The organism is Acinetobacter endophylla (genome assembly GCF_053543775.1).
The window spans coordinates 101,979-125,645 of record NZ_JBLVOM010000245.1; the positions used below are offsets into that span (position 1 = coordinate 101,979).

At 44.8% G+C, this 23,667-nt stretch carries 19 protein-coding genes and 1 pseudogene; 11 read left to right on the forward strand and 9 right to left on the reverse strand.

Annotation, left to right across the window (positions count from 1 at the left end; all coding sequences use genetic code 11):
• Positions 1 to 174 precede the first annotated feature (174 nt).
• On the forward strand, positions 175 to 387 hold the full coding sequence (locus ACNPNW_RS11955) for a hypothetical protein (RefSeq protein ID WP_004646324.1): 213 nt from the start codon (positions 175 to 177) through the stop codon (positions 385 to 387).
• An 87-nt stretch (positions 388 to 474) separates the two neighbouring features.
• Here the strand turns inward: ACNPNW_RS11955 and rsmD are convergent, their stop codons facing one another.
• Both rsmD and mrdA read right to left on the reverse strand, forming a co-directional pair.
• Entirely contained in the window at positions 475 to 1,032 is a 558-nt protein-coding gene (gene rsmD, locus ACNPNW_RS11960) for a 16S rRNA (guanine(966)-N(2))-methyltransferase RsmD (protein ID WP_004279484.1), read from the reverse strand.
• A gap of 2 nt (positions 1,033 to 1,034) precedes the next feature.
• Positions 1,035 to 3,086: a penicillin-binding protein 2 gene (mrdA, locus tag ACNPNW_RS11965; RefSeq protein ID WP_420937207.1), complete on the reverse strand. Its 2,052-nt coding sequence runs from the start codon at positions 3,084 to 3,086 to the stop codon at positions 1,035 to 1,037.
• A gap of 238 nt (positions 3,087 to 3,324) precedes the next feature.
• Between mrdA and ACNPNW_RS11970 the strand changes: the two genes are divergently transcribed.
• The 4 genes from ACNPNW_RS11970 to ACNPNW_RS11985 all read left to right on the forward strand — a co-directional run bounded on the left by ACNPNW_RS11970 (position 3,325) and on the right by ACNPNW_RS11985 (position 6,261).
• Positions 3,325 to 3,843 carry a hypothetical protein gene (locus ACNPNW_RS11970; RefSeq protein WP_420937206.1) on the forward strand — a complete coding sequence of 173 codons (519 nt, stop codon included), beginning with the start codon at positions 3,325 to 3,327 and terminating at the stop codon, positions 3,841 to 3,843.
• 65 nt (positions 3,844 to 3,908) lie between these two features.
• A complete protein-coding gene (locus ACNPNW_RS11975) occupies positions 3,909 to 5,225 on the forward strand; it encodes a DUF445 domain-containing protein (RefSeq protein ID WP_420937205.1) in 1,317 nt (438 codons plus the stop codon).
• Between the two features lie 75 nt (positions 5,226 to 5,300).
• Positions 5,301 to 5,960 carry an adenylate kinase gene (gene adk, locus ACNPNW_RS11980; RefSeq protein WP_005262314.1) on the forward strand — a complete coding sequence of 220 codons (660 nt, stop codon included), beginning with the start codon at positions 5,301 to 5,303 and terminating at the stop codon, positions 5,958 to 5,960.
• 88 nt (positions 5,961 to 6,048) lie between these two features.
• The gene (locus ACNPNW_RS11985; RefSeq protein ID WP_138742672.1) at positions 6,049 to 6,261 is read left to right on the forward strand and encodes a hypothetical protein; all 213 of its coding nucleotides are present in this window, start codon (positions 6,049 to 6,051) and stop codon (positions 6,259 to 6,261) included.
• Positions 6,262 to 6,378: 117 nt separating this feature from the next.
• Here the strand turns inward: ACNPNW_RS11985 and nth are convergent, their stop codons facing one another.
• Both nth and ACNPNW_RS11995 read right to left on the reverse strand, forming a co-directional pair.
• Positions 6,379 to 7,092 carry an endonuclease III gene (gene nth / locus ACNPNW_RS11990; protein WP_222110442.1) on the reverse strand — a complete coding sequence of 238 codons (714 nt, stop codon included), beginning with the start codon at positions 7,090 to 7,092 and terminating at the stop codon, positions 6,379 to 6,381.
• 3 nt (positions 7,093 to 7,095) lie between these two features.
• The gene (locus ACNPNW_RS11995; protein WP_155861867.1) at positions 7,096 to 7,887 is read right to left on the reverse strand and encodes an RnfABCDGE type electron transport complex subunit B; all 792 of its coding nucleotides are present in this window, start codon (positions 7,885 to 7,887) and stop codon (positions 7,096 to 7,098) included.
• Between the two features lie 349 nt (positions 7,888 to 8,236).
• Between ACNPNW_RS11995 and gdhA the strand changes: the two genes are divergently transcribed.
• Positions 8,237 to 9,580, forward strand: coding sequence for an NADP-specific glutamate dehydrogenase (gdhA, locus tag ACNPNW_RS12000; protein WP_224216588.1), 1,344 nt, complete (start codon positions 8,237 to 8,239; stop codon positions 9,578 to 9,580).
• Between the two features lie 71 nt (positions 9,581 to 9,651).
• Here gdhA and ACNPNW_RS12005 read toward each other — a convergent pair whose 3' ends face one another.
• The 3 genes from ACNPNW_RS12005 to rlmH form a co-directional block, all read right to left on the reverse strand.
• A complete protein-coding gene (locus ACNPNW_RS12005) occupies positions 9,652 to 10,425 on the reverse strand; it encodes a DUF4377 domain-containing protein (protein ID WP_448766987.1) in 774 nt (257 codons plus the stop codon).
• Between the two features lie 127 nt (positions 10,426 to 10,552).
• Positions 10,553 to 11,329 (reverse strand): DODA-type extradiol aromatic ring-opening family dioxygenase, encoded by a 777-nt coding sequence (locus ACNPNW_RS12010; protein WP_448766988.1) that lies wholly within the window; start codon positions 11,327 to 11,329, stop codon positions 10,553 to 10,555.
• 110 nt (positions 11,330 to 11,439) lie between these two features.
• Positions 11,440 to 11,922 carry a 23S rRNA (pseudouridine(1915)-N(3))-methyltransferase RlmH gene (gene rlmH / locus ACNPNW_RS12015; RefSeq protein WP_004646335.1) on the reverse strand — a complete coding sequence of 161 codons (483 nt, stop codon included), beginning with the start codon at positions 11,920 to 11,922 and terminating at the stop codon, positions 11,440 to 11,442.
• Positions 11,923 to 12,089: 167 nt separating this feature from the next.
• Here rlmH and ACNPNW_RS12020 point away from each other — a divergent pair, with 167 nt between their 5' ends.
• Positions 12,090 to 13,022 carry a M28 family peptidase gene (locus ACNPNW_RS12020; RefSeq protein WP_448766989.1) on the forward strand — a complete coding sequence of 311 codons (933 nt, stop codon included), beginning with the start codon at positions 12,090 to 12,092 and terminating at the stop codon, positions 13,020 to 13,022.
• Between the two features lie 72 nt (positions 13,023 to 13,094).
• Here the strand turns inward: ACNPNW_RS12020 and lon are convergent, their stop codons facing one another.
• The gene (lon, locus tag ACNPNW_RS12025; protein ID WP_448766990.1) at positions 13,095 to 15,521 is read right to left on the reverse strand and encodes an endopeptidase La; all 2,427 of its coding nucleotides are present in this window, start codon (positions 15,519 to 15,521) and stop codon (positions 13,095 to 13,097) included.
• Positions 15,522 to 15,668: 147 nt separating this feature from the next.
• On the reverse strand, positions 15,669 to 16,250 hold the full coding sequence (locus ACNPNW_RS12030) for a 5-formyltetrahydrofolate cyclo-ligase (RefSeq protein WP_448766991.1): 582 nt from the start codon (positions 16,248 to 16,250) through the stop codon (positions 15,669 to 15,671).
• Between the two features lie 441 nt (positions 16,251 to 16,691).
• Here ACNPNW_RS12030 and ACNPNW_RS12035 point away from each other — a divergent pair, with 441 nt between their 5' ends.
• From ACNPNW_RS12035 to ACNPNW_RS12050, 4 genes and pseudogenes are all read left to right on the forward strand, one after another.
• On the forward strand, positions 16,692 to 17,174 hold the full coding sequence (locus ACNPNW_RS12035) for a VOC family protein (protein WP_448766998.1): 483 nt from the start codon (positions 16,692 to 16,694) through the stop codon (positions 17,172 to 17,174).
• Between the two features lie 480 nt (positions 17,175 to 17,654).
• Positions 17,655 to 21,254, forward strand: a pseudogene (uca, locus tag ACNPNW_RS12040) (urea carboxylase).
• 12 nt (positions 21,255 to 21,266) lie between these two features.
• Positions 21,267 to 21,974, forward strand: a complete 708-nt coding sequence (locus ACNPNW_RS12045) for a GntR family transcriptional regulator (protein WP_448766992.1) — start codon at positions 21,267 to 21,269, stop codon at positions 21,972 to 21,974.
• A 215-nt stretch (positions 21,975 to 22,189) separates the two neighbouring features.
• Positions 22,190 to 23,476, forward strand: coding sequence for a PQQ-dependent sugar dehydrogenase (locus ACNPNW_RS12050; protein ID WP_448766999.1), 1,287 nt, complete (start codon positions 22,190 to 22,192; stop codon positions 23,474 to 23,476).
• The last annotated feature ends 191 nt before the right edge of the window (positions 23,477 to 23,667 follow it).

Below are 23,667 nucleotides of genomic sequence, written 5' to 3' on the forward strand. Positions count from 1 at the left end.
ATTTATGCAAATGAAAGTTCAAATTCTCATAAAAGCATGAATGCTAAGTAAGAAAAAAGAGGTTTACGGCCATGCATAAAACATGCATAAATCTCTACAAGAGTGCAACAATGGCTCCGTTCACTCTCCATGAACTCGCCTGATACTGACAGAGTGCAGTAAGAGGTGATGGACATGATGAAAAAAGTGATATTACTTTCTGTATTGGCTGTGTCATTGACCGGTTGTGTGGTTGATCCTTGGGATGATGATTATCGTGGCAACAGAGATCGTAATGGACATTATGATCGAGACCACAGAAATCATGACTGGAAAAATAAGGACCATAAAGATCATCGGGATTGGAAACGTGACCGAGATAACCGCGACTGGCGCCGTGATCGTTAATCACAGTCTTTAAATTTGACTGACTACAATGACAAAAAGGATTCCACTGAGGAATCCTTTTTTAATGGCTCTTCAAAACAATTTAAATCAAGAAATACTTTTTTGATAAAGCCCCGCACGAACTGTACCGGCTTTGGTATTTTTAATTAAACGCCATGAGGACGGTAATTTAAGTAATTGTAAATCACGATCTGCTTCTACATAAATATAGGCATTGTCCTTGATCAGAGGATCTGCCTTTAGCGCTAGTTCTTCCCATAAATCCAGGCTATATGGCGGATCTAGAAAAACCAGATCAAACTGTGCCTGAAGGGTAGACAAAGCTTGCTGCGCCGTAGCCACTTTTAATTGTGCACGTGCTTTGGTGACTTTTAAAAGTTCCAGATTTTGGGTCAGAAATTGTGCCTGAGTACGATCCGGCTCAATCATCACCACTGATGCAGCACCACGCGATAATGCCTCAAACGCCAATGCCCCAGAACCGGCACAAATATCCAACACCTGGGCATTTTGTACATCCCACATCAGCCAATTAAACAGTGTTTCCCGAACACGGTCAGGCGTCGGGCGCAAACCCTCAATGCTGGCAAAAGGCAGTTGGCGGCGTTTCCAGTCACCACCAATAATTCGAAGCTGGTTTTTCATCTTTAATCTCGCTCTACCGGTGTCGGAGCAGGTGTTGCTGCGGGAGATGCAGCCGTATTTGCAGAAGTCGGAGCAGCATTGTCGGGCTGGTCACTGGCTGGAACGGCACTAGATGCTGCATCCTGACTCAACATGCCTGCACCACTTGGTAATTCAGCTGGCTTGATTCCGGCCGTCATCAGACCACCACTTAATTGGTGACCTTGTGGGCGGATCGGATTTTTATCTTTATGCAGTAGCCAATAATCAAAAATTGGACGGGCCAAAGCTGTTGCAGCACTACCACCGCGACCATTTTCCAGAATAACTGCAATCGCGATTTCAGGATGTTCAGCAGGTGCAAAACCGACAAACAGACCATGATCCAGCTGACGATCGGTCAATAAGGATTCATTATAGCGCTTGCCCTGAGCAATACTTTTCACCTGTGCCGTACCGGTTTTTCCGGCAATAGAATATTGTAAGCCGCTTTTGATGCTTCGACCTGTACCGGATTGAATCACGTCCACCATCGCATCACGCATCTTGATCCAGTCTTCTTCCTGACCGTTAAAATCGATCTTGCCATGCGTGCCATTATGCACCTTGAACGGTTTGGCACCGCGACTTTCACGCAAAACATGAGGAATGACTTTATTGCCATGATTGGCAGTAATTGCAGTGGCCATAGCCAGCTGTAATGGGGTTGAAGTAAAAGCACCCTGACCAATACTGACGGAAATGGTTTCACCGCGTGACCATTTGGCCTTACGGGTACGCATCTTCCATTCGGGGTTTGGATACAGTCCTGAGCTTTCACTTGGTAAATCCACCCCGGTTTTTTCACCAAAGCCGAACTGACGCATCCAGGTGTTCATTTTTTCAATGCCCATCCGGTAAGACATCACATAGAAATAGGTGTCACAGGAGACGACTTGGGCCTTATGCATATTCACTGCACCATGCCCGGATTTTTTATGGTCACGGAAACGGTGACTGTCTCCCGGCAGGCTAAAATAACCCGGATCGGAAATCGTGGTATCCCAGTCGACCAAACCATGATGCAGACCACCAAGCGCAAACATTGGTTTAATAGTAGAGCCAGGTGGATAAACCCCTTGCACGGCACGATTATATAAAGGTTGATCCAGATTATCACGCAGGAATGAATAATCTTTGGTGCTGATCCCGGTCACAAACAGGTTCGGGTTAAAACTTGGACTGGAGACCAGCGCCAGAATTTCCCCAGTTTTGGGATTCATCGCCACAATCGCGCCACGACGCCCGGCCAGTTGCTCCGAAGCGACTACCTGTAAACCGTAATCCAGTGACAGGAATAGGTCATTACCACGCACCGGGTCTTTACGGCCCAAATGACGCAGCACATTACCAAAGGCATCTGCTTCTACCGATTCATTACCCGGCACACCATGTAAAAGTTCTTCATAGGATTTTTCCACCCCGATTTTTCCGATCAGGTTGGTTCCAGCATAGAGATCCTTATCAATGGCTTTCAGTTCTTTGTCATTAATCCGACCGACATAACCAATCACATGTGCGAACAGGTCACCATGCGGGTAATAGCGGGTCATCTGGGTTTCAATATTCACGCCCGGAAATTGATATTTCACTTCACTGAAACGGGCAATATCATTTTCATTCAGGTTGAGCTTGATTGAAACCCGTTCGGTTTTACGCGCTGTTTTAATCCGGGTTTGAAAGCGTTCTAGGTCTTCTTCGGTCAGTTCCAGAATCGGTTTCAGACGTTCGAGCGTTTGATCGATATCCTGTACGTCGGCACGACTTAAAGTGGCAGTAAATACTGGGTAATTATCGGCCAGTAAGACGCCGTTACGGTCATAAATATAACCGCGCGCTGGCGGTAGGGGTTGCAGACGAATCCGGTTCTCATCAGAAGCTGTAGTAAAGCTTTCAAAGTTGAACAGTTGCAAATAGGCATAGCGGCTGACCAGCAGCAGCATAAAGAAAATGACAATACCCATGGAAATCAAGACTCGACTGCGATAGATGCGCTTTTCTTGTTGTGCATTTTTTAAAGGAAAGTGCTGCTTCATACGCGATCGACTTAAGACCTGAGAGTGGTAGAAAAGAATCAAAGTGGAGTATTCTAACGCAACTACACTTGATTTGATAATGAAAAACTGACCTTGCAATCAGTTCCTTTAAGCTTTGACTTTGCAGACATTAAAATTGTAAAGTGCTGTATATAAGAGTTGTGATAATTTTGCTAGAGTAAAATCTAATAAAAATAGGACTATACCAAAAACTATAATTAAGGAAGATGGTGAAGGAATGAACAAGGTTTACCCTTTGTTAGCGTTTGCATTGTGGGCGAACGGGGCTTATGCACATGATCAAATGAGTACTACTACAACTAAAATAGAGCCTGATCAGGCAAAAGCCTTTAATGTGGGTGTTGGTTTTACCCAGAAATTACTGCATTTAAATACCGAATGGGTGAACCCTTATGGGATTGCTTATGTGAAAGGTGGCGTTTTTCTCGATGATGATCGTACGATTGGCGGTCAGGCGGGCTTTCGTTATCCTGCACATCTCACCGGTAAAGATAAAAATGGTTATTATGTCGGGGTTTATGCCGGTCATATCGATAGCAAACAGGTTGATGGCGAGTATGAAGGCCGTTTAGGTGCTGGCGTTGATTTGGCCTATGTTTTGCTTAGTTCAGAACGGATCAGCAGTTTTAGTATCGGGATCGGTGCCGGAGAGAAACTCGAAGACCAAAATGGTCGTGCTGTGGCTGAAACAGAACCTCGGCTACAATTTTCCTATACTTTAAGTATCGGTTTATAGACAAAATATTCGACCTTATTAATATGTGTATTCTGTGAACAAAAAATTAAATATGGAAGTTATGCATGCTTGAGTACGTCAACGAGTTGTGGCAAACCTTTGTAAACCGCCCGGATTTTTGGGCTGTGCTCAGCATTATTCCAGTGACTGCATTTGTAACCTGGGCTCACGTCTGGATGGCGCTGAAAATGGTCTTTTATCCGATCAATTTTTGGGGTTTTCATCTCGGGCCTTTACCTGTGGGCTGGCAGGGGATTGTGCCACGCAAAGCTGGACGTATTTCAGGCATTATTACCGATAACACGCTGTCAAAATTAGGCTCTATCCGCGAATTTTTACAGGCGATGGATCCGGATGATATGGCACGGATCATTGGCGAGCAGGTCGGTTTCGAGCTGGAACATCTGATTGATGAAGTCATGATGGATCGCAATGCGGTGCTTTGGGAAAACCTACCTTTTGCCATCAAACGCAGGATTTATGCACAAGCGCAAAAACAAATGCCGGCAATTTTGCGTGAATTAGTGACTGAACTGACCATGAACGTCGAGTCACTTGTAGATATGCGTGAAATGGTGGTCAGTCAGATGGAAGGTGACCGCCGGTTAATGGTGCGGATGTTCCTGAAAGTGGGTCAAAAAGAGATCAACTTTATCTGGCATATCAGTGCACTCATCGGGATGTTCTTTGGTATTTTTCAGATGATTGTCTGGTTTGTGGTGCCGTGGCACTGGACTGTACCGTTTTGGGCTGCGATCTGGGGCTTTTTGACCAACTGGATCGCGATCTGGATGGTATTCAACCCGCTCTATCCACATCCGGTGAAGTACCCGCAATTCTTTGCCCGTACCACAAATCGCAAGTTTCCATGGATCAAACCGGTCATTCCGCGTATTGGCACCTATAACATACAAGGTGCATTTATGAAACGTCAGGATGAAGTCTCTGACGTCTTCGCAAGTGTAGTCACAGAAGATCTGATTACGTTAAAATCGATCATGACCGAGATGATGTATGGTGGTAAAAAAGACAAAACCCGCCGCATTGTCAAACGTCATATTAATGAAATTATGGAAACACCCCTGGTTCGGACCTCTTTACAGCTGTCTTTAGGACCAAAAGAGTATGCAAAACTCAAGACGGACTTGATCGATCGCTCGATTGAAATTACGATGGTACCTGTATGCGACCCAGCATTTAATGCGAGCCGTGCACAGAAAATCTATCAAATGTTTAGAGACCGCATACGTGAGTTGACTCCGAAGGAGTTTCAGAATCTTTTACGTCCTGCATTTCAGGAAGATGAATGGATTCTGATTTTATTGGGTGGGGTAACCGGTTTTGTCGCGGGTTTAATCCATTTGTTTGTGGCTTTCTTATAATGAGATGTCGGGGGACACAATCGGGTGATTGTGGTCGTGGCGTCATACATATTGTTTAAATGAGGATGTTTATATATGCGCATTATCTTACTCGGACCACCTGGAGCAGGTAAAGGTACACAAGCTCAGTTGATCTGTAAGCGCTACAATATCCCACAAATTTCAACCGGTGATATGCTCCGTGCTGCAATTCGTGAAGGAACTGAATTAGGTCTACAAGCTAAAAGTGTCATGGACAATGGCGGTTTGGTTTCTGATGAGTTGATCATTGGTCTGGTAAAAGAGCGTATTGCGCAACCTGACTGTGTAAATGGCTGCATTTTTGATGGTTTCCCGCGTACTATTCCTCAAGCAGAAGCTTTGGAAAATGAAGGCATCACTATTGATCACGTGATTGAAATTGATGTACCGGATGAAGAGATCGTACAACGTCTTTCTGGCCGTCGTCAGCACCCGGCATCTGGCCGTGTGTATCACATCGTTTACAATCCGCCAAAAGTGGAAGGTAAGGATGACGAAACGGGTGAAGATCTGGTTCAGCGTCCTGATGACCAGGAAGCAACCATTCGTAAGCGTCTAGGTTCTTACCATACTGAAACCGAGCAACTGGTTGGTTTCTACCAAGGCCGTGCAGCGTCTGGTGAAAATGCACCAACTTATGACAAGCTAAATGGTTTACGTCCAATCGATGAAGTTCAAACTGATCTTTTCGCGATTCTGGATCAGGCAAAATAATCGGCTGACGATGATTTTGACAATCGGAGAGCCCTAAGTCATATTAGGGCTCTTTTTTATTGCGTATTTGAACAGGGTACTTGTTGCTATGAAATTTGGCGTATTGGTGTTGATGGTAGTCTTTCTGGCAGTATTGGTAGGTCTGTTCTATTTCAGTTTTAAAATGCTCAACAAAGTACGTCAGGAAGAACGTGCGGAAAATGCAGCAAAGCGACCTGAGCGCCAGCTCCATCCAAAATTACAAGCTGAACTTGAACAGCGCAAGCAGCAGGAACAGGCTGAACAAGATCAAGATAAATAATCCATAATGCTTCAGCTCAACTAAGAATTTGGTTTAAACGAAAAGCAGAATTCTCAAAGTCGATAAAAAGGTGACACATTGGTCACCTATTTTTTATTCCAGCTTGATCGCGCCGTTCTATTCCGCAAGCTCAATATTTTTCACTGCAATCGGGCGGGCTGCGCCAAACTCGAATCGGTCCGGCCAGTTACACACATCGGATACCACACATTCATGACATTTTGGTTTACGCGCAATACAGGTATAACGACCGTGTAAAATCAGCCAGTGATGTGAATCAATGATAAATTCCTTGGGAATGACTTTGACCAGACGGTGTTCAACTTCCAGCACATTTTTACCTACCGCTAGTCCGGTACGGTTACCGACCCGGAAAATATGCGTATCAACTGCCATGGTCGGCTGACCAAAGGCCGTATTTAGCACCACATTCGCCGTTTTACGACCTACACCCGGCAGGGCTTCTAAGTCTGCACGATTGTCCGGTACCACGCTGTTGTGCTTCTGAATCAGTATCTCGCAGGCTTTAATCACGTTGACCGCTTTCGAGTTATATAAACCAATGGTCTTGATATATTCCTTCAAACCGTCCACACCTAGCGCATAAATTGATTCCGGCGTATTGGCGACTGGAAAGAGTCTGTCCGTGGCTTTGTTAACGCTGACATCGGTGGCTTGAGCAGAGAGCGTGACCGCGACCAGCAATTCAAAAGGACTAGAATAATTTAGTTCGGTTTTCGGATTGGGACGCTGTTCACGCAGGCGTTCAAAAAAGGTCTGAATCTGCTTTTTGGTCATGTTTTTAACAGGCTTGGCCTTTGCTGTGGTCATGTTCTATCCCTGTAAAGCCTGTAATTGCTGTGTCAGTTCTTCCAGTTGGGTACGCTTTCGGACATCTTCACGAACCGAAAGCTGTTTTTCCAGTTTTTTAATTTGGGTACGTAGTTTTGCCAGTTCAATCGTGGTTTTGGAGTCGAGGGCTACAGGTACATGCTCTGGCTTGCTCGCGACTTCAATCACGGGAAGTTGCTCATTTAAAGCTGAGAAACGGGCAAACAGGGCAGTATCGATTTCTGCACGGACCACAGGTCCCTTACGATCGGTACGCCGTTTTTCTTCACGCTGGATGTGTGCATAGTAGCGTTGACGTAAATCCTCCTGTTCCGCAATGCGCTGTGCTTCAGTTGGTAAAGGCTGATCATCTTCAACCAGATCAATGCAGTCTACCGGACAAGGGGGAATACACAGCTCACAGCCAGTACAGAGGTCGGTCAGAATGGTATGCATTAGTTTACCAGAACCAATAATCGCATCGACTGGGCAGGCGCTAATACATTTGGTACAGCCAATACATTCATCTTCACGAATTACGGCTTTGATGCGCTGAGGTCGACCATCGGCTTGAACTGGCCAGACACTTTCTTCAGCCATAAGTTTAGGGCGATTTAATAATGCAGCCAAAGCATCGGCAACAGGCTGTCCGCCCGGCACACATTTATTGGCATTTTCCCCCTCAGCAATCGACTGGGCATAAGGTAAACATCCGTCACGATGACCGCAGAGTCCACATTGGGTTTGAGGGAGTAAAGCATCAATTGATTGGACCAGAGAAATGGGCGAATTCATGTATAACCAGCGTTACTCATGGCAAGCATGAGAGAGTAAGTGAAACAAAATATGTCGATATATCAATTTTAACATATTTTTAAACTCCTAAGTCGTGCGCAATTAAGGGTCAACTTGTGCCTTATTATTAGGCATAAATCTGAATCTAAGCCTTGATTCGATTGGCATTTCCTGACATAGAAAAAAATTTCATAATCAATATAAATATTTGTTATCAAATTAATTTTAAAGTATTTTCAAAAAAAGTATTGTAGATTAGTTACAAAAGATATTTAATATTTTGCGCCAAAATTTAACATTGATTGTAAATTTGACCAATTTTGATCCATTTTCTGCTGAGGATTAAGCGTTGAAATACAACACACTTAATGAGTTCCTAGATTACGTAAAATCACGTGATGCACATCAACCAGAATTTCTTCAAGCTGTAGAAGAAGTGATGACCAGTTTGTGGCCGTTCATTGAAAAGAATCCACAATACGCAGCACATGGTTTACTAGAACGTCTAGTTGAGCCAGAACGTGCGATCCAGTTCCGAGTTTCTTGGGTAGATGACCAAGGTCAGACTCAAGTAAACCGTGCGTTCCGCGTACAGTACAACTCAGCGATCGGTCCATTTAAAGGTGGTATGCGTTTCCACCCTTCAGTGAATCTTTCAATCCTAAAATTCTTAGGCTTTGAGCAAACATTTAAAAATGCTTTAACCACACTTCCTATGGGGGGTGGTAAAGGCGGTTCTGATTTTGACCCTAAAGGCAAATCAGAAGGCGAAATCATGCGTTTCTGTCAGGCTTTAATGATCGAGCTGTATCGTCACCTGGGTGCGAACACAGATATCCCTGCAGGTGATATTGGTGTAGGCGGTCGTGAAGTGGGCTACATGGCCGGCATGATGAAAAAATTAAGTAACGACACGGCATGTGTATTCACTGGTAAAGGTTTAACTTTCGGTGGTTCATTGGCACGTCCGGAAGCAACGGGTTACGGTACTGTGTATTTCGCTGAGGAAATGCTCAAGTCTCGTGGCGAAAGCTTCAAAGATAAGGTCGTTGCGATTTCAGGTTCTGGTAACGTTGCGCAATATGCTGCTGAAAAAGCAATGTACCTCGGTGCGAAAGTGGTTTCACTTTCTGACTCTGCCGGTACAGTTCACGTTAAAGACGGTTTCACTGAGGCGCTTCTCGCTGAAGTCATGGAACTTAAAAATGTAAAACGTGGCCGTATTTCAGAATTCGCATCTAAACATGGTTTCGAATATCTTGAAGGACAACGTCCTTGGGGTATCCAGTGCGATATCGCATTGCCATGTGCGACTCAAAACGAACTGGATGCAGACGACGCTGCTCAGCTTCTTGCAAACGGTGTAATCTGTGTGGCTGAAGGTGCGAACATGCCTTCTACACTTGAAGCGGTTGAGAAATTCGTTGAAGCGAAAATTCTTTATGCACCAGGTAAAGCATCAAATGCAGGTGGTGTGGCAACTTCTGGTCTGGAAATGTCGCAAAATGCATTGCGTTTAGGCTGGACTTTCGAAGAAGTTGATGAGCGCTTACACGCAATCATGAAAGAAATTCACCGCAACTGCGTAAAATTCGGTACTAAGGAAGACGGTACTGTGAACTATGTTGACGGTGCAAACATTGCTGGCTTCGTAAAAGTTGCTGATGCAATGCTTGCTCAAGGCGTATTCTAAGTTTGACTTAGTTTAAGCTGAAAAAAACCGGGGCTGCTGTCCCGGTTTTTTTATATCTGGTATTTTTAGTTTTAGAGAGCACCCTTAACTATTTCACGCTCAACCGCCATATCAAAAATATAGGCATATTTCGATTGATCGGCTGCCGGATGCTTAATTTCAAAACGTTTGACCCGAATAATCTGCCGTTCATTCGGTGAATGCTGAAAACCTTCAATCTGATCATAGAATAAAGTCCAGTCCTTATCCACCTGAGTTTTCAGGCCATTCTGATCATATTTCACTTCTTTGACTTGCAAGCAGCTTTGTTGGGTTACGCCGGTACATTGTTTGGTATCAGGGGAAATTTCCAGAAAAATTGTTTCAGCCTGTCCTTGGTATTTGGTTTCCGGAGTCATTTTCCCGATAAATTCATAGGTTTGACCATTTGCGGCCATCAACGTCAGGGTCGGCTTGTCAGGATCTGTGGTATTGAGCGTAAAAGGAATGTCACGCTTCTGTAAAAGTTGGCTGACAAAACGTTCCTGCTCCATCAATGCTGCATCACAGGCCATTTCAGTGCCTATAACTTCGCTGGTGGTGATGATATTGTTTTTGACTGACCAGGTCGTCCCGAGTCCATTACAGCCCGTCACGGCGCTCAGCCGGCCTTGAGCGTTGAAACTCAATACAACGGGTCGTTCTAGTCCACGATTCAGTTCCCAGTAATAGGCTGGAAGAATCTGATCTGCATTTTTTTGTTGGATGGTGGCCACCGCAAGATCTCCAGCTCGTTGAATATCACTGGACTGACAGCCTGCAAAAGTTAAAGGCAATAATGCCAGCACAATAAATTTTAATTTCATGGACTTATAATGAAGTATATAAAGTTCAAACAATAATAATGGATGTATTGCAAAAAAATATGGATACATTTCGCAGCTTTGAGTTGCAAAATGTATCCATCATTAAGATTTTAGCGCTGAAGCAAGATTAATCGAAGCGGTAAATATCCATACCGAGTGAACCCATGGTGAAACTGCTATGTACCAGACTAAAACGCTGACCTGTGCCCATCGCAAAGAAAATCGGAGCAAAATGTTCCAGCGTTGGATGATTCCGTGCCATATGCGGAATATTGGACCAGTCCAGTACAGCATCATAATCATTGTGCGTCAGTTTATGCACCACAAAATTACGGAAGTCTGAGGCCCATTCGGGTACATCAGCAGCCGATCCATCCCAAGACAGTTCACGTAAATTATGGGTAATACTGCCCGAACCAATCAGCAGGATTTGCTGTTCACGTAAAGGTGCGAGACTTTGACCAATCTGATAAATCTCATCCGCACTCATCGACATGGGTAAGGAAATTTCTACCACGGGAATGTTGGCATCTGGATACATATGTAGCAGCGGCATCCATACACCATGATCACGCGGACGAGTACTGTTGGCATGTGCAGAAAAGCCGGCATTGGCCAGCAAGCCTAAGACTTTCTCGGCCAATTCAGGATTTCCCGGTGCAGGGTAGCGTAATTGATAAAGTTCAGGCGGGAAACCACGAAAATCATGCCAAGTTTCTGGGCGAATTGCGCTACTGACTTCCAACGCATCACTTTCCCAATGCGCAGACATCACAATAATCGCTTCCGGGCGTGGCAGATTTTCACTCAAACGATGCAAGGCAGGACCCACTTGCTCAGGATTCAGCGCCAGCATAGGAGAGCCATGAGAAATAAATAAGCCGGGCAACGTTTGTAAGTTCATAAGTCAAACCACATCTGGAAGATGCCTCAATAATGCATGAAAAATAGAAATAAGAGCAGAAGAGATTATTCAACAAAACGTTGCATATAAAGAACGCTTCAGCAAAATCATTAGCCTGCTCGGTGATAAGGATGGTTGTTATTGATGCTCATGGCACGATAAAGCTGCTCGATCAGCATCACACGTACCAGAGGATGCGGCAGAGTTAACTTGGAAAGTGACCAGTGCCATGCAGCAGCTTTACGCACGGCTTCTGAGTGACCATCCGGTCCACCAATTGCAAGTGCTACATCATTGCCTTCCAGCATCCAGCCTTTCATGGTTTCAGCCAGTTTCTCGGTACTGAATTCGCGTCCGCCCACTTCTAGTGCAATCAGGGTTTCATTCTGCTTGAGCGCATTTAAAATGCTGTCGCCCTCAATATTGCGGTATTTCAGAATATCGGCTTCAGAATCGTTTTTGCCCCGTTTCGCCATCGGCAGCTCAATAATCTGGGTCTGTACAAAAGGTTGAATACGCTTGAAATAATCTTCAAAACCAGTCAGCACCCACGCTGGCATTTTTTGACCAATGGTCAGGATACGGATTTTCATACAGACAGATCAATAATTGGATACCTCATTATAACGATCAAACAACACGAAGTTGAGCTGGGAAACAAATTGAAATTGAAATGAGAGATTTAGTGTTGCTTTAATGTCCGTAGTTCAAGTATCCGCTTGATAAAGGAATGGAATAATAATAAATGCGGAACAGTGTCATGATAAAAGGATGTTGTACTGTGCTGCTGTTACTGATAGGCCTCATGGGGCCTAGTCTCTGTGCAGCCAATTCGAGCAAAAATGCTCAGGTCTCTCATCTGGAATTATTTTTTAGCCAGATCATGAGTGTCGATGAATACCGAAATTATAAAAATCTGAAAGAGCTGAATCAGGTATCTGCCTGGATTAAAGGGCAGATGCAGCGCTTTGGTATTCCATGCCAGTTTCAGGTTTATGTGGTCAATAACCTGAGTTACCGAAATGTCATCTGTAATTTGGATACTCAAGCAAAGACCAAAATGGTGATGGGAGCGCATTATGATGTCTTTAGTACCCAAAAAGGTGCCGATAATAATGCCTCAGGGGTAGCGGGTTTACTGGAAACGGCAAGACTACTCGCTTTGCAAAAATCCAAGCTCCAACATGATGTCGAATTTGCTTTCTATACGCTAGAAGAGCCACCTTTTTTCAAGACAGAACATATGGGCAGTTATATGCATGCCAAGTCTTTAAAAAAGCAGAAGCAGAAAATTAAGGGCGTGGTGATTCTGGATTCGATTGGTTATTTTGATGAACATCAGGTGCAGAGCTATCCGGTGGGATTAAAGTGGATTTATCCACGACATGGTAACTTTATTGCCGCGATTGGGCATTTAGCCTCAACTGGCCTGACTGGAGATTATTGTGATGCCATGCAGCGTTTTAACCGTCTGGAGTGTCAACGCTTTGTTAGCCCAAGTTTTGCTCAGGATATGAATTTCTCTGGCTATCTGAATTATGCCAAATTCAACTATTCGACCATGTTGATTACCGATACTGCGAATTATCGTAATCCTTATTACAATACCGAATTGGATACTTTAGACAAGCTTGATCTGAACAAGATGACCCATGTGGTGGATGGGCTAGTTGCTATGGCACTACAGCCATAACTCAATTGCTTTATTTAATAACTCAATAAAAAACCCTGCCGAAGCAGGGTTTTTTATACGAAGCATCAGGTCTTAATGACGCGCTGCTTTAGCTTCTTCTTTGGTTTTTACAATGGGTGCTTTAACCAGAGCTTTTGGCAGAGAGGTCAGTGCCAGCGGTAAAATCTCGTCAATCGATTTTACGGCTTTAATTTCTAGACCTTCTTTGACATTTTCTGGAATTTCCGCCAGGTCACGTACGTTTTCCTGTGGAATGAATACCAGCTTGATGCCACCACGATGGGCTGCCAAAAGTTTCTCTTTCAAGCCACCGATACGCAGCGCACGACCGCCCAGACTGGTTTCACCTGTCATCGCGATATCCGGACGAATCGGGATACCCGTGAAAGCAGATACCAGTGCTGTAGTCAAAGCCAAACCTGCCGATGGACCATCTTTCGGTGTTGCGCCTTCAGGTAAATGCACATGCACGTCGGTTTCTTCAAAGCGCGAGGCTTCGATGCCGAGTTCATCCGCACGGGTACGCACTACAGTCATTGCAGCAGTAATCGATTCTTTCATGACATCGCCAAGAGAACCGGTGGTAATGAACTTGCCTTTACCTGGTACTGCTGCAACTTCAATGGTCAGTAATTCACCACCAACAGAAGTCCAAGCCAGACCATTTACACGGCCGATTTGCGCTTCTTCTTCCGCCATACCGTAGTCAAATTTATGTGGACCTAAGTATTCTGGAAGATTCGCTGCGGTCACTTCAACCTGAAGGTTTTTAGATTTCTTGCTAACAGCCTCTTTCACCACTTTACGTGCAATTTTTGACACTTCACGTTCAAGGTTACGAACACCGGCTTCACGCGTATAACGACGCACGATGTCACGAATTGCTTCTTCATGCACGGTCAACTCTTTGGCACGTAGACCATTGTTCTTGATGGCTTTAGGAACAAGGTAGCGGTCCGCAATATTGACTTTCTCTTCTTCGGTATAACCCGGAAGACGAATCACTTCCATACGGTCTAGCAGGGCCTCAGGAATGTTCATGCTGTTTGCGGTACAGATAAACATTACTTCAGACAGGTCCAGATCAAGATCCAGATAGTGATCGCTGAACTTGTTGTTCTGTGATGGATCAAGTACCTCAAGCATCGCAGAAGCCGGATCGCCACGGTAGTCTTGCGCCATCTTGTCGATTTCATCGAGCAAGAATAACGGGTTTTTTACGCCCACTTTAGTCAACGACTGCACAATTTTACCTGGCATCGCACCGATATAGGTACGACGGTGACCGCGAATTTCTGCTTCATCACGTACGCCACCCAGCGCCATACGCACGAACTCACGACCAGTTGCTTTAGCAATTGATTCACCGAGTGAAGTTTTACCCACACCTGGAGGACCAACCAAGCATAGAATCGGACCACGCAATTTTTTCACACGTGACTGAACGGCCAGATATTCCACAATACGATCTTTGACATCGTGCAGACCATAGTGGTCTGCATCCAGAATTTCCTGTGCCTTGTTCAGGTTAATGCTGACTTTGCTGGCTTTATTCCACGGTGTATCCAGAATGACTTCCAGATAGTTGCGTACAACGGCTGCTTCACTTGAAGCGGGCTGCATCGCTTTTAATTTACGGAATTCAGCTTCTGCTTTTTTGCGTACATGCTCAGGCAAATCTGCTTCAGCAAGACGTTTTTCAATTTCAGCGACATCATCTTCCGCGCCGCCATTCATATCAGAAAGCTCGCGCTGAATGACTTTCATTTTTTCATTCAGGAAATATTCGCGCTGGTTTTTTTCCATCTGACGTTTAACAGAATCATGCAGGGTTTGCTCAATCTGCTGTTCTTCAGACTGTTGCAATAGATAAGTCATCAGCTCAGTCAAATGCGCTTCGAATTCGTCATGTTCCAGGAATTTCTGTTTGACATCAATATTCAATGGAACACGAGTTGCGACGAAGAACAATAACTGTAATAGATCTTCAATCTTGTTGGCTGCGGTGATCAGTTCACGCGCATTACGAAGTTTCGCTTCTGCATATTGAGCGAAAAGCGCACGTAATTCTTGCAAGCGCACAGCTTGGGTGTCTGCATCGACGCTCACCGTCATTGGGCTGAGTTCATGCTCTGCTGTCAGATACTCAGTTTCGTCAATGATTGTTTTCAGTTTGGCACGGTGCAGGCCTTCGATCAGGACTTTAATACAGTTTTCATCATTTTCGTGATTCACAACTTGCACAATCTTCGCGACAGTACCGTATTGATATAAATTGTCGTGATCAATTTCTTCTGTAAGCGAATCTTTTTGCGCAACTACAAATACTAGATTGTCACTGTTACGAGCCACATCAACTGCATTGATCGATTTTTCACGACCGACAAACAGCGCAATTTGCATATGCGGATAAACCACCACATCACGCAGCGCCAAAAGGGGTAGTACACTTGGAACCTGAGGCTCTAAGGTTTCTTGATTCATAATAATTTCAGACATGAGCACTCCTAATGAGTGACAACGGTGTTGCCATGCTTTTAATAGTGATGGGTAATTTTAAAAATACAAGGGCAGTTAAGATTAAATTGTATGAAAAATGACTAATTATGTGATTTTAAAGTAGTTAGCAAGGGTAAAATTACAAAATTATCGTTTGAACTTTATAAAAATTGTCGGGGTGATTAAAGCATCAAGGGGCTGATCCCATGTTTCACGTTTTAACGGCTGTGCCAGCAGTTGAAAGTCATGTGCCAGCCCCAGACGGAACGGACGCCCGGGCGCAGAAGCCAAGGTACGATCATAAAAACCGCCGCCCATTCCAATCCGTGTGCCCGAAGTATCACAGGCCAATAGCGGCATGAGCAATAGATCCAGTTTGGACACATGCATGCCACGGGTCGCCATTGGCTCTCGCATACCCAGACGATGATGGGCAAAGCGCTTGTTACGATATTGCTGCTGGCTGATCCGGATCCAGACCAGATGCTGATTCATGTCGCAAATCGCAGGCAGATAAACCTGTTTGCCCAGTTGAAAGCAGCGTTCAATGATGGCTTGGGTCTTAATCTCACCAAAGGCATGCAAATACAGGCCAATACGTTGCGCATGGATGAACTGTGGATTGCGGATCAGCTGGTTTAAAACTTTTTGTGCGGACTGCCTTTGCTCAAATTTGGAGAGATGACGACGCGTTTTACGAAGGTATCTTCTTAATTCCTGAATGGTCATAGGGCAAAAAGCATATGCAACAAAATTGTGCTCTAGTCTAAGTGGGAATTCTGGAAAAGTAAAAAATAATTGTGAGCTGTAATTGCATATGATTGCTTATCTCATTATTTAATTTCGACTAGCGTTATAACCAATCTACAAGCTCAAAAACTAAAAAATCAGTTGGATGACTCGTTGTTAAAAAGTTATGAAACGGTTAATGGATGTTTTTTGATTGACTATTTTCTAGGTCATCCATGGTTCCGTGACAAAGGCTGAAAGCGAATGGCTTTAAGCACGTTTAAACAGTCCAGATCAATAAAAATACAATTCTAAAGTAGGTTTATTCTGTCTTTGGGTGAAAGATAGACAGTGGATCATATGATGATTCTCAACTGATAGATAAAACACGTTGTGCTTAGGCAGAGTGCGTAAGACCTAAAACGATGGAGATTGAACATGATGAATATTGCAAAGAATACCATCTGCCTTTGGTATGCTGACGATGCTGAAGCTGCAGCGCGATTTTATGCAGAAACCTTTCCAGACTCCTCCATTGACGCGATCAACCTTGCACCCGGAGATTATCCTGCCGGTCAAGAAGGTGATATGATTACCGTCGAATTTACCGTGATGGGCATTCCCTGTATAGGGCTGAACGGTGGCGCAGAATTCCGACACAATGAAGCATTTTCATTTCAGGTAGCCACTGAAACTCAAGAGGAAACCGACCGCTACTGGAATGCCATTGTGAGTAAGGGTGGTCAGGAAAGTGAATGTGGCTGGTGCAAAGACAGGTGGGGCATTTCCTGGCAGATTACGCCAGCGATCCTCATCAACGCCTGTAACAGTCCTGACCGTGCTGCGGCCAAGCGTGCATTCAATGCGATGATGAGCATGAAAAAAATTGACATTTCCGTGATTGAAGCAGCATTTCGTGGTTGAACGCTACAGCGATTTTTTTCACTTCAAGGCTCATCAACAGATGGGCTTTTTTATGGGTACTGCGAAATTTGAATAATGCTGATGATCCATGATGTGGCTCAACCTAAAGCCACATCTTTAGTGAGTTTTATTTTGCACTGAATTGAAAACCGTCTGAACCAAAAACATCCATTTAATGAAACTCTCTGCATTTTATATCTAATAATTTTTATTAAAACATTGAAAATAATATGAAAAATAAACTGGCATAAGTTCTGCATACCTGTATTCAAACTTGGATACAAGATTGGATACAGAATGCATCATCACAACATGATCGGCTGGACAGTTCTAATAAAGGCGTCTTTGCAGACCGTAGATATCAAAGGCAGCGGCAGAGATCAACGAATAAGTAGATTGACATACCAGTAGCTGAATCAGAACAAAACCAAACAGATTCATTCAGCAGACTCAGAAAATAGAGAATAAAAGGGGATTCAGATGTTTAAAACGGTACTGATTGCAAACCGGGGCGAAATTGCGGTGCGTGCGATTCGCACATTAAAAAAATTGGGTGTGACCAGTATCGCGGTCTATTCAGAACCGGACCGTTATGCGCAGCATGTGCTGGATGCCGATATTGCCGTGTCTTTAGAGGGTACCAAACCCAGCGATACCTATTTAAGTATTGAAAAACTGATTGCGGCAGCCAAACAGAATGGCGCAGAAGCGATTTTTCCCGGTTATGGTTTCCTGTCAGAAAGTGCCGATTTTGCTCGTGCGTGCGAAGAAAACAAGATTGCCTTCATGGGACCTACACCTGAGCAGATTCTGGAATTCGGATTAAAACACAGGGCGCGTGAGCTTGCTGCTGCCGCGAATGTACCGATGACTCCCGGTACAGGTTTGCTGGACAGTCTGGATGAAGCTCTGGCTGCAGCTGAAAAAATTGGTTATCCGATTATGCTGAAAAGCACTGCCGGTGGTGGCGGGATTGGTTTGACCCGCTGTGATCATGCCGATGCGCTGCGGGAAGCTTATGAGAGTGTAAAACGTCTGGGTGAGCAGTTCTTTAAAGATGCTGGTGTATTTCTGGAACGTTTTGTCGATAAAGCCCGACATGTGGAAGTGCAGATTTTCGGTGATGGTGAGGGGCAGGTCGTAGCTTTGGGTGAACGTGACTGTTCGCTACAGCGCCGTAATCAGAAAGTGGTTGAGGAAACTCCAGCGGCACACTTGCCGGATGCGACGCGTCAAAAACTGCATCAGGCAGCAGTCAAGTTAGGGTAATCGGTGAAATATCGCAGTGCCGGTACGGTCGAGTTTATTTATGATGCGGCGCGGGATGAATTTTATTTCCTTGAAGTGAATACCCGCTTACAGGTCGAGCATCCGGTGACCGAAATGGTGACTGGTCTGGACCTGATTGAATGCATGCTCAAAGTCGCCGCCGGTGATGCCTTGGATTGGGAATATTTGAGCAATATTCATCCACAAGGTGCAGCGATTGAAGTACGGATCTATGCAGAAGATCCGATCAAGAACTTCCAGCCTAGCCCAGGTATTTTGACTGATGTATTTTTCCCGGAAAATGTCCGGGTCGATACCTGGGTCAGTACCGGAACCGAAATTTCCCAATATTTTGACCCGATGATTGCCAAAATCATTGTGTATGCTGAAGATCGAGACACAGCCATTGCAGCCCTAAAAAACGCTCTGGCTGAAACCCGTCTGAATGGGATTAGTACCAATCTGGATTATGTGCATACTGTTATTTCAGATCCACGTTTTGAACAGATGCAGATCTGGACACGTATGCTGGATGATTTCAAATATGTGCCGAATGTGATTGAGGTGATTCAGCCGGGTACACAAAGTTCGATTCAGGATTATCCGGGTCGTGTCGGGTATTGGGATATTGGTGTACCACCTTCAGGTCCAATGGATGATTATGCCTTCCGGCTGGCCAATAAAATTGTCGGGAATGCCGAGGCAGCCCCCGGGTTCGAATTTACCCTGCAAGGTCCAACCCTCAAATTTCATGCAGACAATATCATTGCTTTAACTGGCGCACCTTGTCAGGTAAATCTGGATGATGAAGCAGTAAATTTCTGGCAGCCTATTCAGGTAAAAGCAGGCCAAACCTTAAAAATTGGACAGGTTGAATCTGGATGCCGGACTTATCTGGCCGTACGAAATGGTCTGAATGTGCCGGAATATCTGGGTAGCCGTTCTACCTTTGTGTTAGGTAATTTCGGTGGACATGCCGGCCGAGTATTACGTGCTGGCGACATGATTAAGATGGTGAATCCTGAGCTGCCGGCCGATGGTCTACCTTTGGCGATTGCAGAGCCTGAAGCTTTGGCAACAGCTCTGATTCCAGGTTATGGCAAGGAATGGAAAATTGGTGTGCTCTATGGTCCGCATGGCGCACCTGATTTCTTTAAAGCTGAATATATTGAGGAGTTTTTTACATCAAGCTGGAAAGTGCATTTTAACTCGAACCGGTTGGGTATCCGTTTAACCGGACCGACGCCAAGCTGGGCGCGTGAAAATGGTGGTGAAGCAGGATTACATCCATCCAATGTGCATGACTGTGAATATGCCATTGGTGCAATTAACTTTACCGGTGACTTCCCCGTAATCCTTGCCAAAGATGGTCCGAGCCTAGGTGGCTTTGTATGTCCGGTGACCATTGCCAAAGCTGAACTCTGGAAAATTGGTCAACTGAAAGCTGATGACACGATTAGCTTCTATCCAATCTCGGTAGAACAGGCCAATGCGCTGGAGCGGCAGCAAATTCAAACCCTCCAAAACTTTGCCAAGGCAAAGATGCCCCAGGAGGCTGAAGTCGTGGCAGTTCAGGCAGAAAGTATCCTGGCATTGCGTGAAGCTAGGCCAGATGCACCAAAAGCTGTATATCGTCAGGCAGGAGACAGTTATATCTTGCTGGAATATGGCGATAACGTACTGGATTTGGCCCTGCGCCTGCGCGTACACCGCTTGATGCAACTGATCCGTGAAGCTGATCTTGACGGTATCTTGGAATTGTCACCTGGTGTGCGGTCATTGCAAATTAAATATGATGGTCTGCGTTTGAGCCAGCAGCAACTGATTCACTTCCTGCTTGGTCTTGAAGAACAGATGGGCGATTTACGTGACATTAAAATACCTTCAAGAATTATCCATTTACCCATGGCCTTTGAGGACTCAGCGACTTTGGGTGCGGTGGAACGCTATCAGGAAAGCGTTTGTGCCAAAGCGCCATGGTTACCGAATAATGTTGATTTTATTCAGCGTATTAATGGTTTAAGTCACCGCCAGCAGGTCAAGGACATCATTTTTGATGCCAATTATCTGGTTTTGGGGCTAGGTGATGTATATCTGACTGCGCCTTGTGCAGTGCCCATTGATCCGCGCCACCGTTTACTGAGTTCCAAATATAATCCTGCCCGTACTTTTACTGCTGAAGGGACAGTCGGGATTGGTGGTATGTATATGTGTATTTATGGCATGGACTCACCGGGTGGCTATCAGTTGATTGGCCGTACCGTGCCGATCTGGAACAAGTTCAAAAAGAACAAGCAGTTTGGCGATCAGCAATGGTTCTTACGCTTTTTTGACCAGATTAAATATTATGAGGTCACTGAGGCCGAACTGGATCAGTTCCGTGCTGATTTCGCCCATGGTCTGGCAGAAATCAAAATTGAGGAATGCGAGTTTGACTTTGCAGCGTATCAGGATTTCCTTGCTGCAGAACAGGACAGCATTGCCGAATTTAAAGCACAGCAACAGGCCGCTTTTAGTGCGGAGGTGGAGCGCTGGAAAGACGAGTTTGATGCACCTGTAGAAATAGAAGTGCTGCAGGATGATACCGATTACAGCCAGTATGTCCCTCTCAACGCCTCTATGACGGGCAATATCTGGAAGATTTTTGTAGAAGCCGGGCAGATTGTGAAAAAAGGCGACACGGTGGCCATCATTGAAGCCATGAAAATGGAACTGCCAGTGTATGCTGATGATGATGGTATCGTTAAAGCGATTATCTGCCGTTCAGGTCAGACCGTACATAGCGGTGAGCCACTGGTCTATATGGAGTAATGGATTCAACCTATGACACTTGCCCGCAATCCAGCCACTAAAGCGACAGGAAAAAGCTCAGACAATCTGTCTGAGCTGGTTTTCCAGAAAATTAAAAATGACATTTTTGACTTTAAGCTGATGCCGGGAGAGCGGTTTACCGAATCGGAAATTGCTGAAAGCTATGCCGTCAGTCGTACACCTATTCGGCAAGCTTTGTATCGTTTGCAGCAGGAAGGTTATGTCGAGGTGCAGTTTAGAAGTGGCTGGCAGGTCCGGCCGTTGAATTTTAAAGCCTATGAAGAGTTATATGATCTGCGAATTTTGCTGGAATGTTATGCAGTCGAACAACTGTGTCAGATGCCTGAAGATCAGTTGAAAGCTGCTGTGGAAATTTTGATTCAAACCTGGTGTATCAAACCAGAACAGTATGTCTATGATCTCAGAAAGTTATCCGCACAAGATGAAGCATTTCATTGTCATTTGGTATTTGCAGCCGGCAATGCAGAAATGGCGAAAATTCACAGTGAGATCAGCGAGAAAATTCGCATCATACGCCGTCTGGATTTTTCCAAGGATTATCGGGTTACAGCGACCTATGCCGAGCATCAACAAATTTTAAGGGGATTACTTGAACAAGATGCAGCGTTCTGTCTCTCTATATTAGATGCTCATATCCGGCATAGTCGTAATGAGGTGAAAAAAATCACACTAGAAATGTTGTCCTCTAGTCCTGCGTAAGTTAGTCAGGATAAATTTATTTTTACAACAAGAAAAACATCAGATCTAACTCAAAACTGATAACCAATTCATAACCAGAAAAAACAAGAACTCGCTAGTGGCATCTCAAATTGTTTTTTAAAGTAAGTTGAGGATGATAATAACAAGAGATAAAAATGCTTCATCAGCCTATTCAATTTTTACTTACGGGTGCCAGCTGTGCACTTCTCCTAACCATGACTGGATGTACCATGCCTTCCAAGTCACCTATCAATGACAGTTATGGTTCCCAGCCACATTTGCCTAAACCAAAATCACGCTTGCTGCCTACAGTCAATATTGCGCCCGCCAAAGGTTGGCCTGAAGGTAAAATGCCGACACCAGCGACAGGTTTAAAAGTTCAGGCATTTGCCAAAGGGTTGCAGCATCCGCGCTGGCTATATGTATTGCCGAATGGTGATGTACTGGTGGCCGAAACCGATGCACCGCCTAAGCCCGATGACAGCAAAGGGATCAAAGGCAAAATCATGAAATGGGTGATGCAACGTGCCGGCTCATCGCACCCCAGTGCTAACCACATCAGTCTGCTTCGCGATAGCAATGGAGATGGGGTAGCTGAACAAAAAACCGTATTTTTACAGAATCTCAATTCTCCATTTGGTATGGCGCTGATTGGTAATAGATTGTATGTAGCCAATACTGATGCCTTGATGCGCTTTCCTTATCAGAACGGGATGACTCAAATCACAGCAGCCGGCACCAAGGTGCTGGATTTACCGGCAGGCCGTTTAAACCATCACTGGACCAAAAATGTCATTGCCAATCCTGCAGGCAATAAACTTTATATCACAGTGGGTTCCAACAGTAATGTGGCTGAAAATGGCTTAGAGCAAGAGCAGGGTCGGGCACTGATCATGGAATTTGACATAGCCAGTGCTCAAACGCGACCTTTTGCCACCGGACTGCGTAATCCAAATGGGATGGACTGGCAACCCCAGAGCGGTGCACTCTGGACGGTGGTAAATGAACGTGATGAACTCGGCAATGATCTGGTTCCTGATTACCTGACCTCTGTCAAAGAGGGCGCTTTTTATGGCTGGCCTTATAGTTATTATGGCCAGCATGTTGATACACGGGTCAAACCGCAAAACCCTGCCTTAGTTGCGCGAGCAATTCCACCGGATTATGCATTGGGTAATCATACTGCATCATTGGGCTTGGCCTTCTATAGGGCCGATCTGATGCCTCAATATCGAAACGGTGCGCTGATTGGCCAGCATGGTTCATGGAACCGCAAACCGCACAGTGGCTATAAAGTGATTTTTATTCCCTTTCAAAATGGACAACCGATGGGCCCACCTCAAGATATCTTGACTGGATTCTTAAGCGATCAGGGCGATGCATATGGGCGACCGGTCGGTGTGGCGGTAGATTCTTCAGGTGCCATTTTGGTTGCTGATGATGTCGGTGATGTGATTTGGCGAGTATCACCCTTGTGTACACCAGCTGCAGTAAGTAAATAAAGGTTTAGGGATTCAGGATTTTATTCAGATCTGAATCTGTGGAAAGTAAAAGTTAAAGCAAAGACTGTTTCATTCAAACGTCAATATTTTGATTGAAAATATGCAAAGGCTAGCGGATTTAAAATAATTTTTAAGCTTCATTTAAGCTGGCTGAATTAGGCTTTCAGGATATTTTTAAGCGTAATACAGCA

Coding starts and splice junctions, on each gene's coding strand:
- ACNPNW_RS11955 (WP_004646324.1), top strand. CDS start 175: ATGATGAAAAAAGTGATATTACTTTCTGTATTGGCTGTGTCATTGACC.
- rsmD (WP_004279484.1), bottom strand. CDS start 1,032: ATGAAAAACCAGCTTCGAATTATTGGTGGTGACTGGAAACGCCGCCAA.
- mrdA (WP_420937207.1), bottom strand. CDS start 3,086: ATGAAGCAGCACTTTCCTTTAAAAAATGCACAACAAGAAAAGCGCATC.
- ACNPNW_RS11970 (WP_420937206.1), top strand. CDS start 3,325: ATGAACAAGGTTTACCCTTTGTTAGCGTTTGCATTGTGGGCGAACGGG.
- ACNPNW_RS11975 (WP_420937205.1), top strand. CDS start 3,909: ATGCTTGAGTACGTCAACGAGTTGTGGCAAACCTTTGTAAACCGCCCG.
- adk (WP_005262314.1), top strand. CDS start 5,301: ATGCGCATTATCTTACTCGGACCACCTGGAGCAGGTAAAGGTACACAA.
- ACNPNW_RS11985 (WP_138742672.1), top strand. CDS start 6,049: ATGAAATTTGGCGTATTGGTGTTGATGGTAGTCTTTCTGGCAGTATTG.
- nth (WP_222110442.1), bottom strand. CDS start 7,092: ATGACCACAGCAAAGGCCAAGCCTGTTAAAAACATGACCAAAAAGCAG.
- ACNPNW_RS11995 (WP_155861867.1), bottom strand. CDS start 7,887: ATGAATTCGCCCATTTCTCTGGTCCAATCAATTGATGCTTTACTCCCT.
- ACNPNW_RS12005 (WP_448766987.1), bottom strand. CDS start 10,425: ATGAAATTAAAATTTATTGTGCTGGCATTATTGCCTTTAACTTTTGCA.
- ACNPNW_RS12010 (WP_448766988.1), bottom strand. CDS start 11,329: ATGAACTTACAAACGTTGCCCGGCTTATTTATTTCTCATGGCTCTCCT.
- rlmH (WP_004646335.1), bottom strand. CDS start 11,922: ATGAAAATCCGTATCCTGACCATTGGTCAAAAAATGCCAGCGTGGGTG.
- ACNPNW_RS12020 (WP_448766989.1), top strand. CDS start 12,090: ATGATAAAAGGATGTTGTACTGTGCTGCTGTTACTGATAGGCCTCATG.
- lon (WP_448766990.1), bottom strand. CDS start 15,521: ATGTCTGAAATTATTATGAATCAAGAAACCTTAGAGCCTCAGGTTCCA.
- ACNPNW_RS12030 (WP_448766991.1), bottom strand. CDS start 16,250: ATGACCATTCAGGAATTAAGAAGATACCTTCGTAAAACGCGTCGTCAT.
- ACNPNW_RS12035 (WP_448766998.1), top strand. CDS start 16,692: ATGAATATTGCAAAGAATACCATCTGCCTTTGGTATGCTGACGATGCT.
- ACNPNW_RS12045 (WP_448766992.1), top strand. CDS start 21,267: ATGACACTTGCCCGCAATCCAGCCACTAAAGCGACAGGAAAAAGCTCA.
- ACNPNW_RS12050 (WP_448766999.1), top strand. CDS start 22,190: ATGACTGGATGTACCATGCCTTCCAAGTCACCTATCAATGACAGTTAT.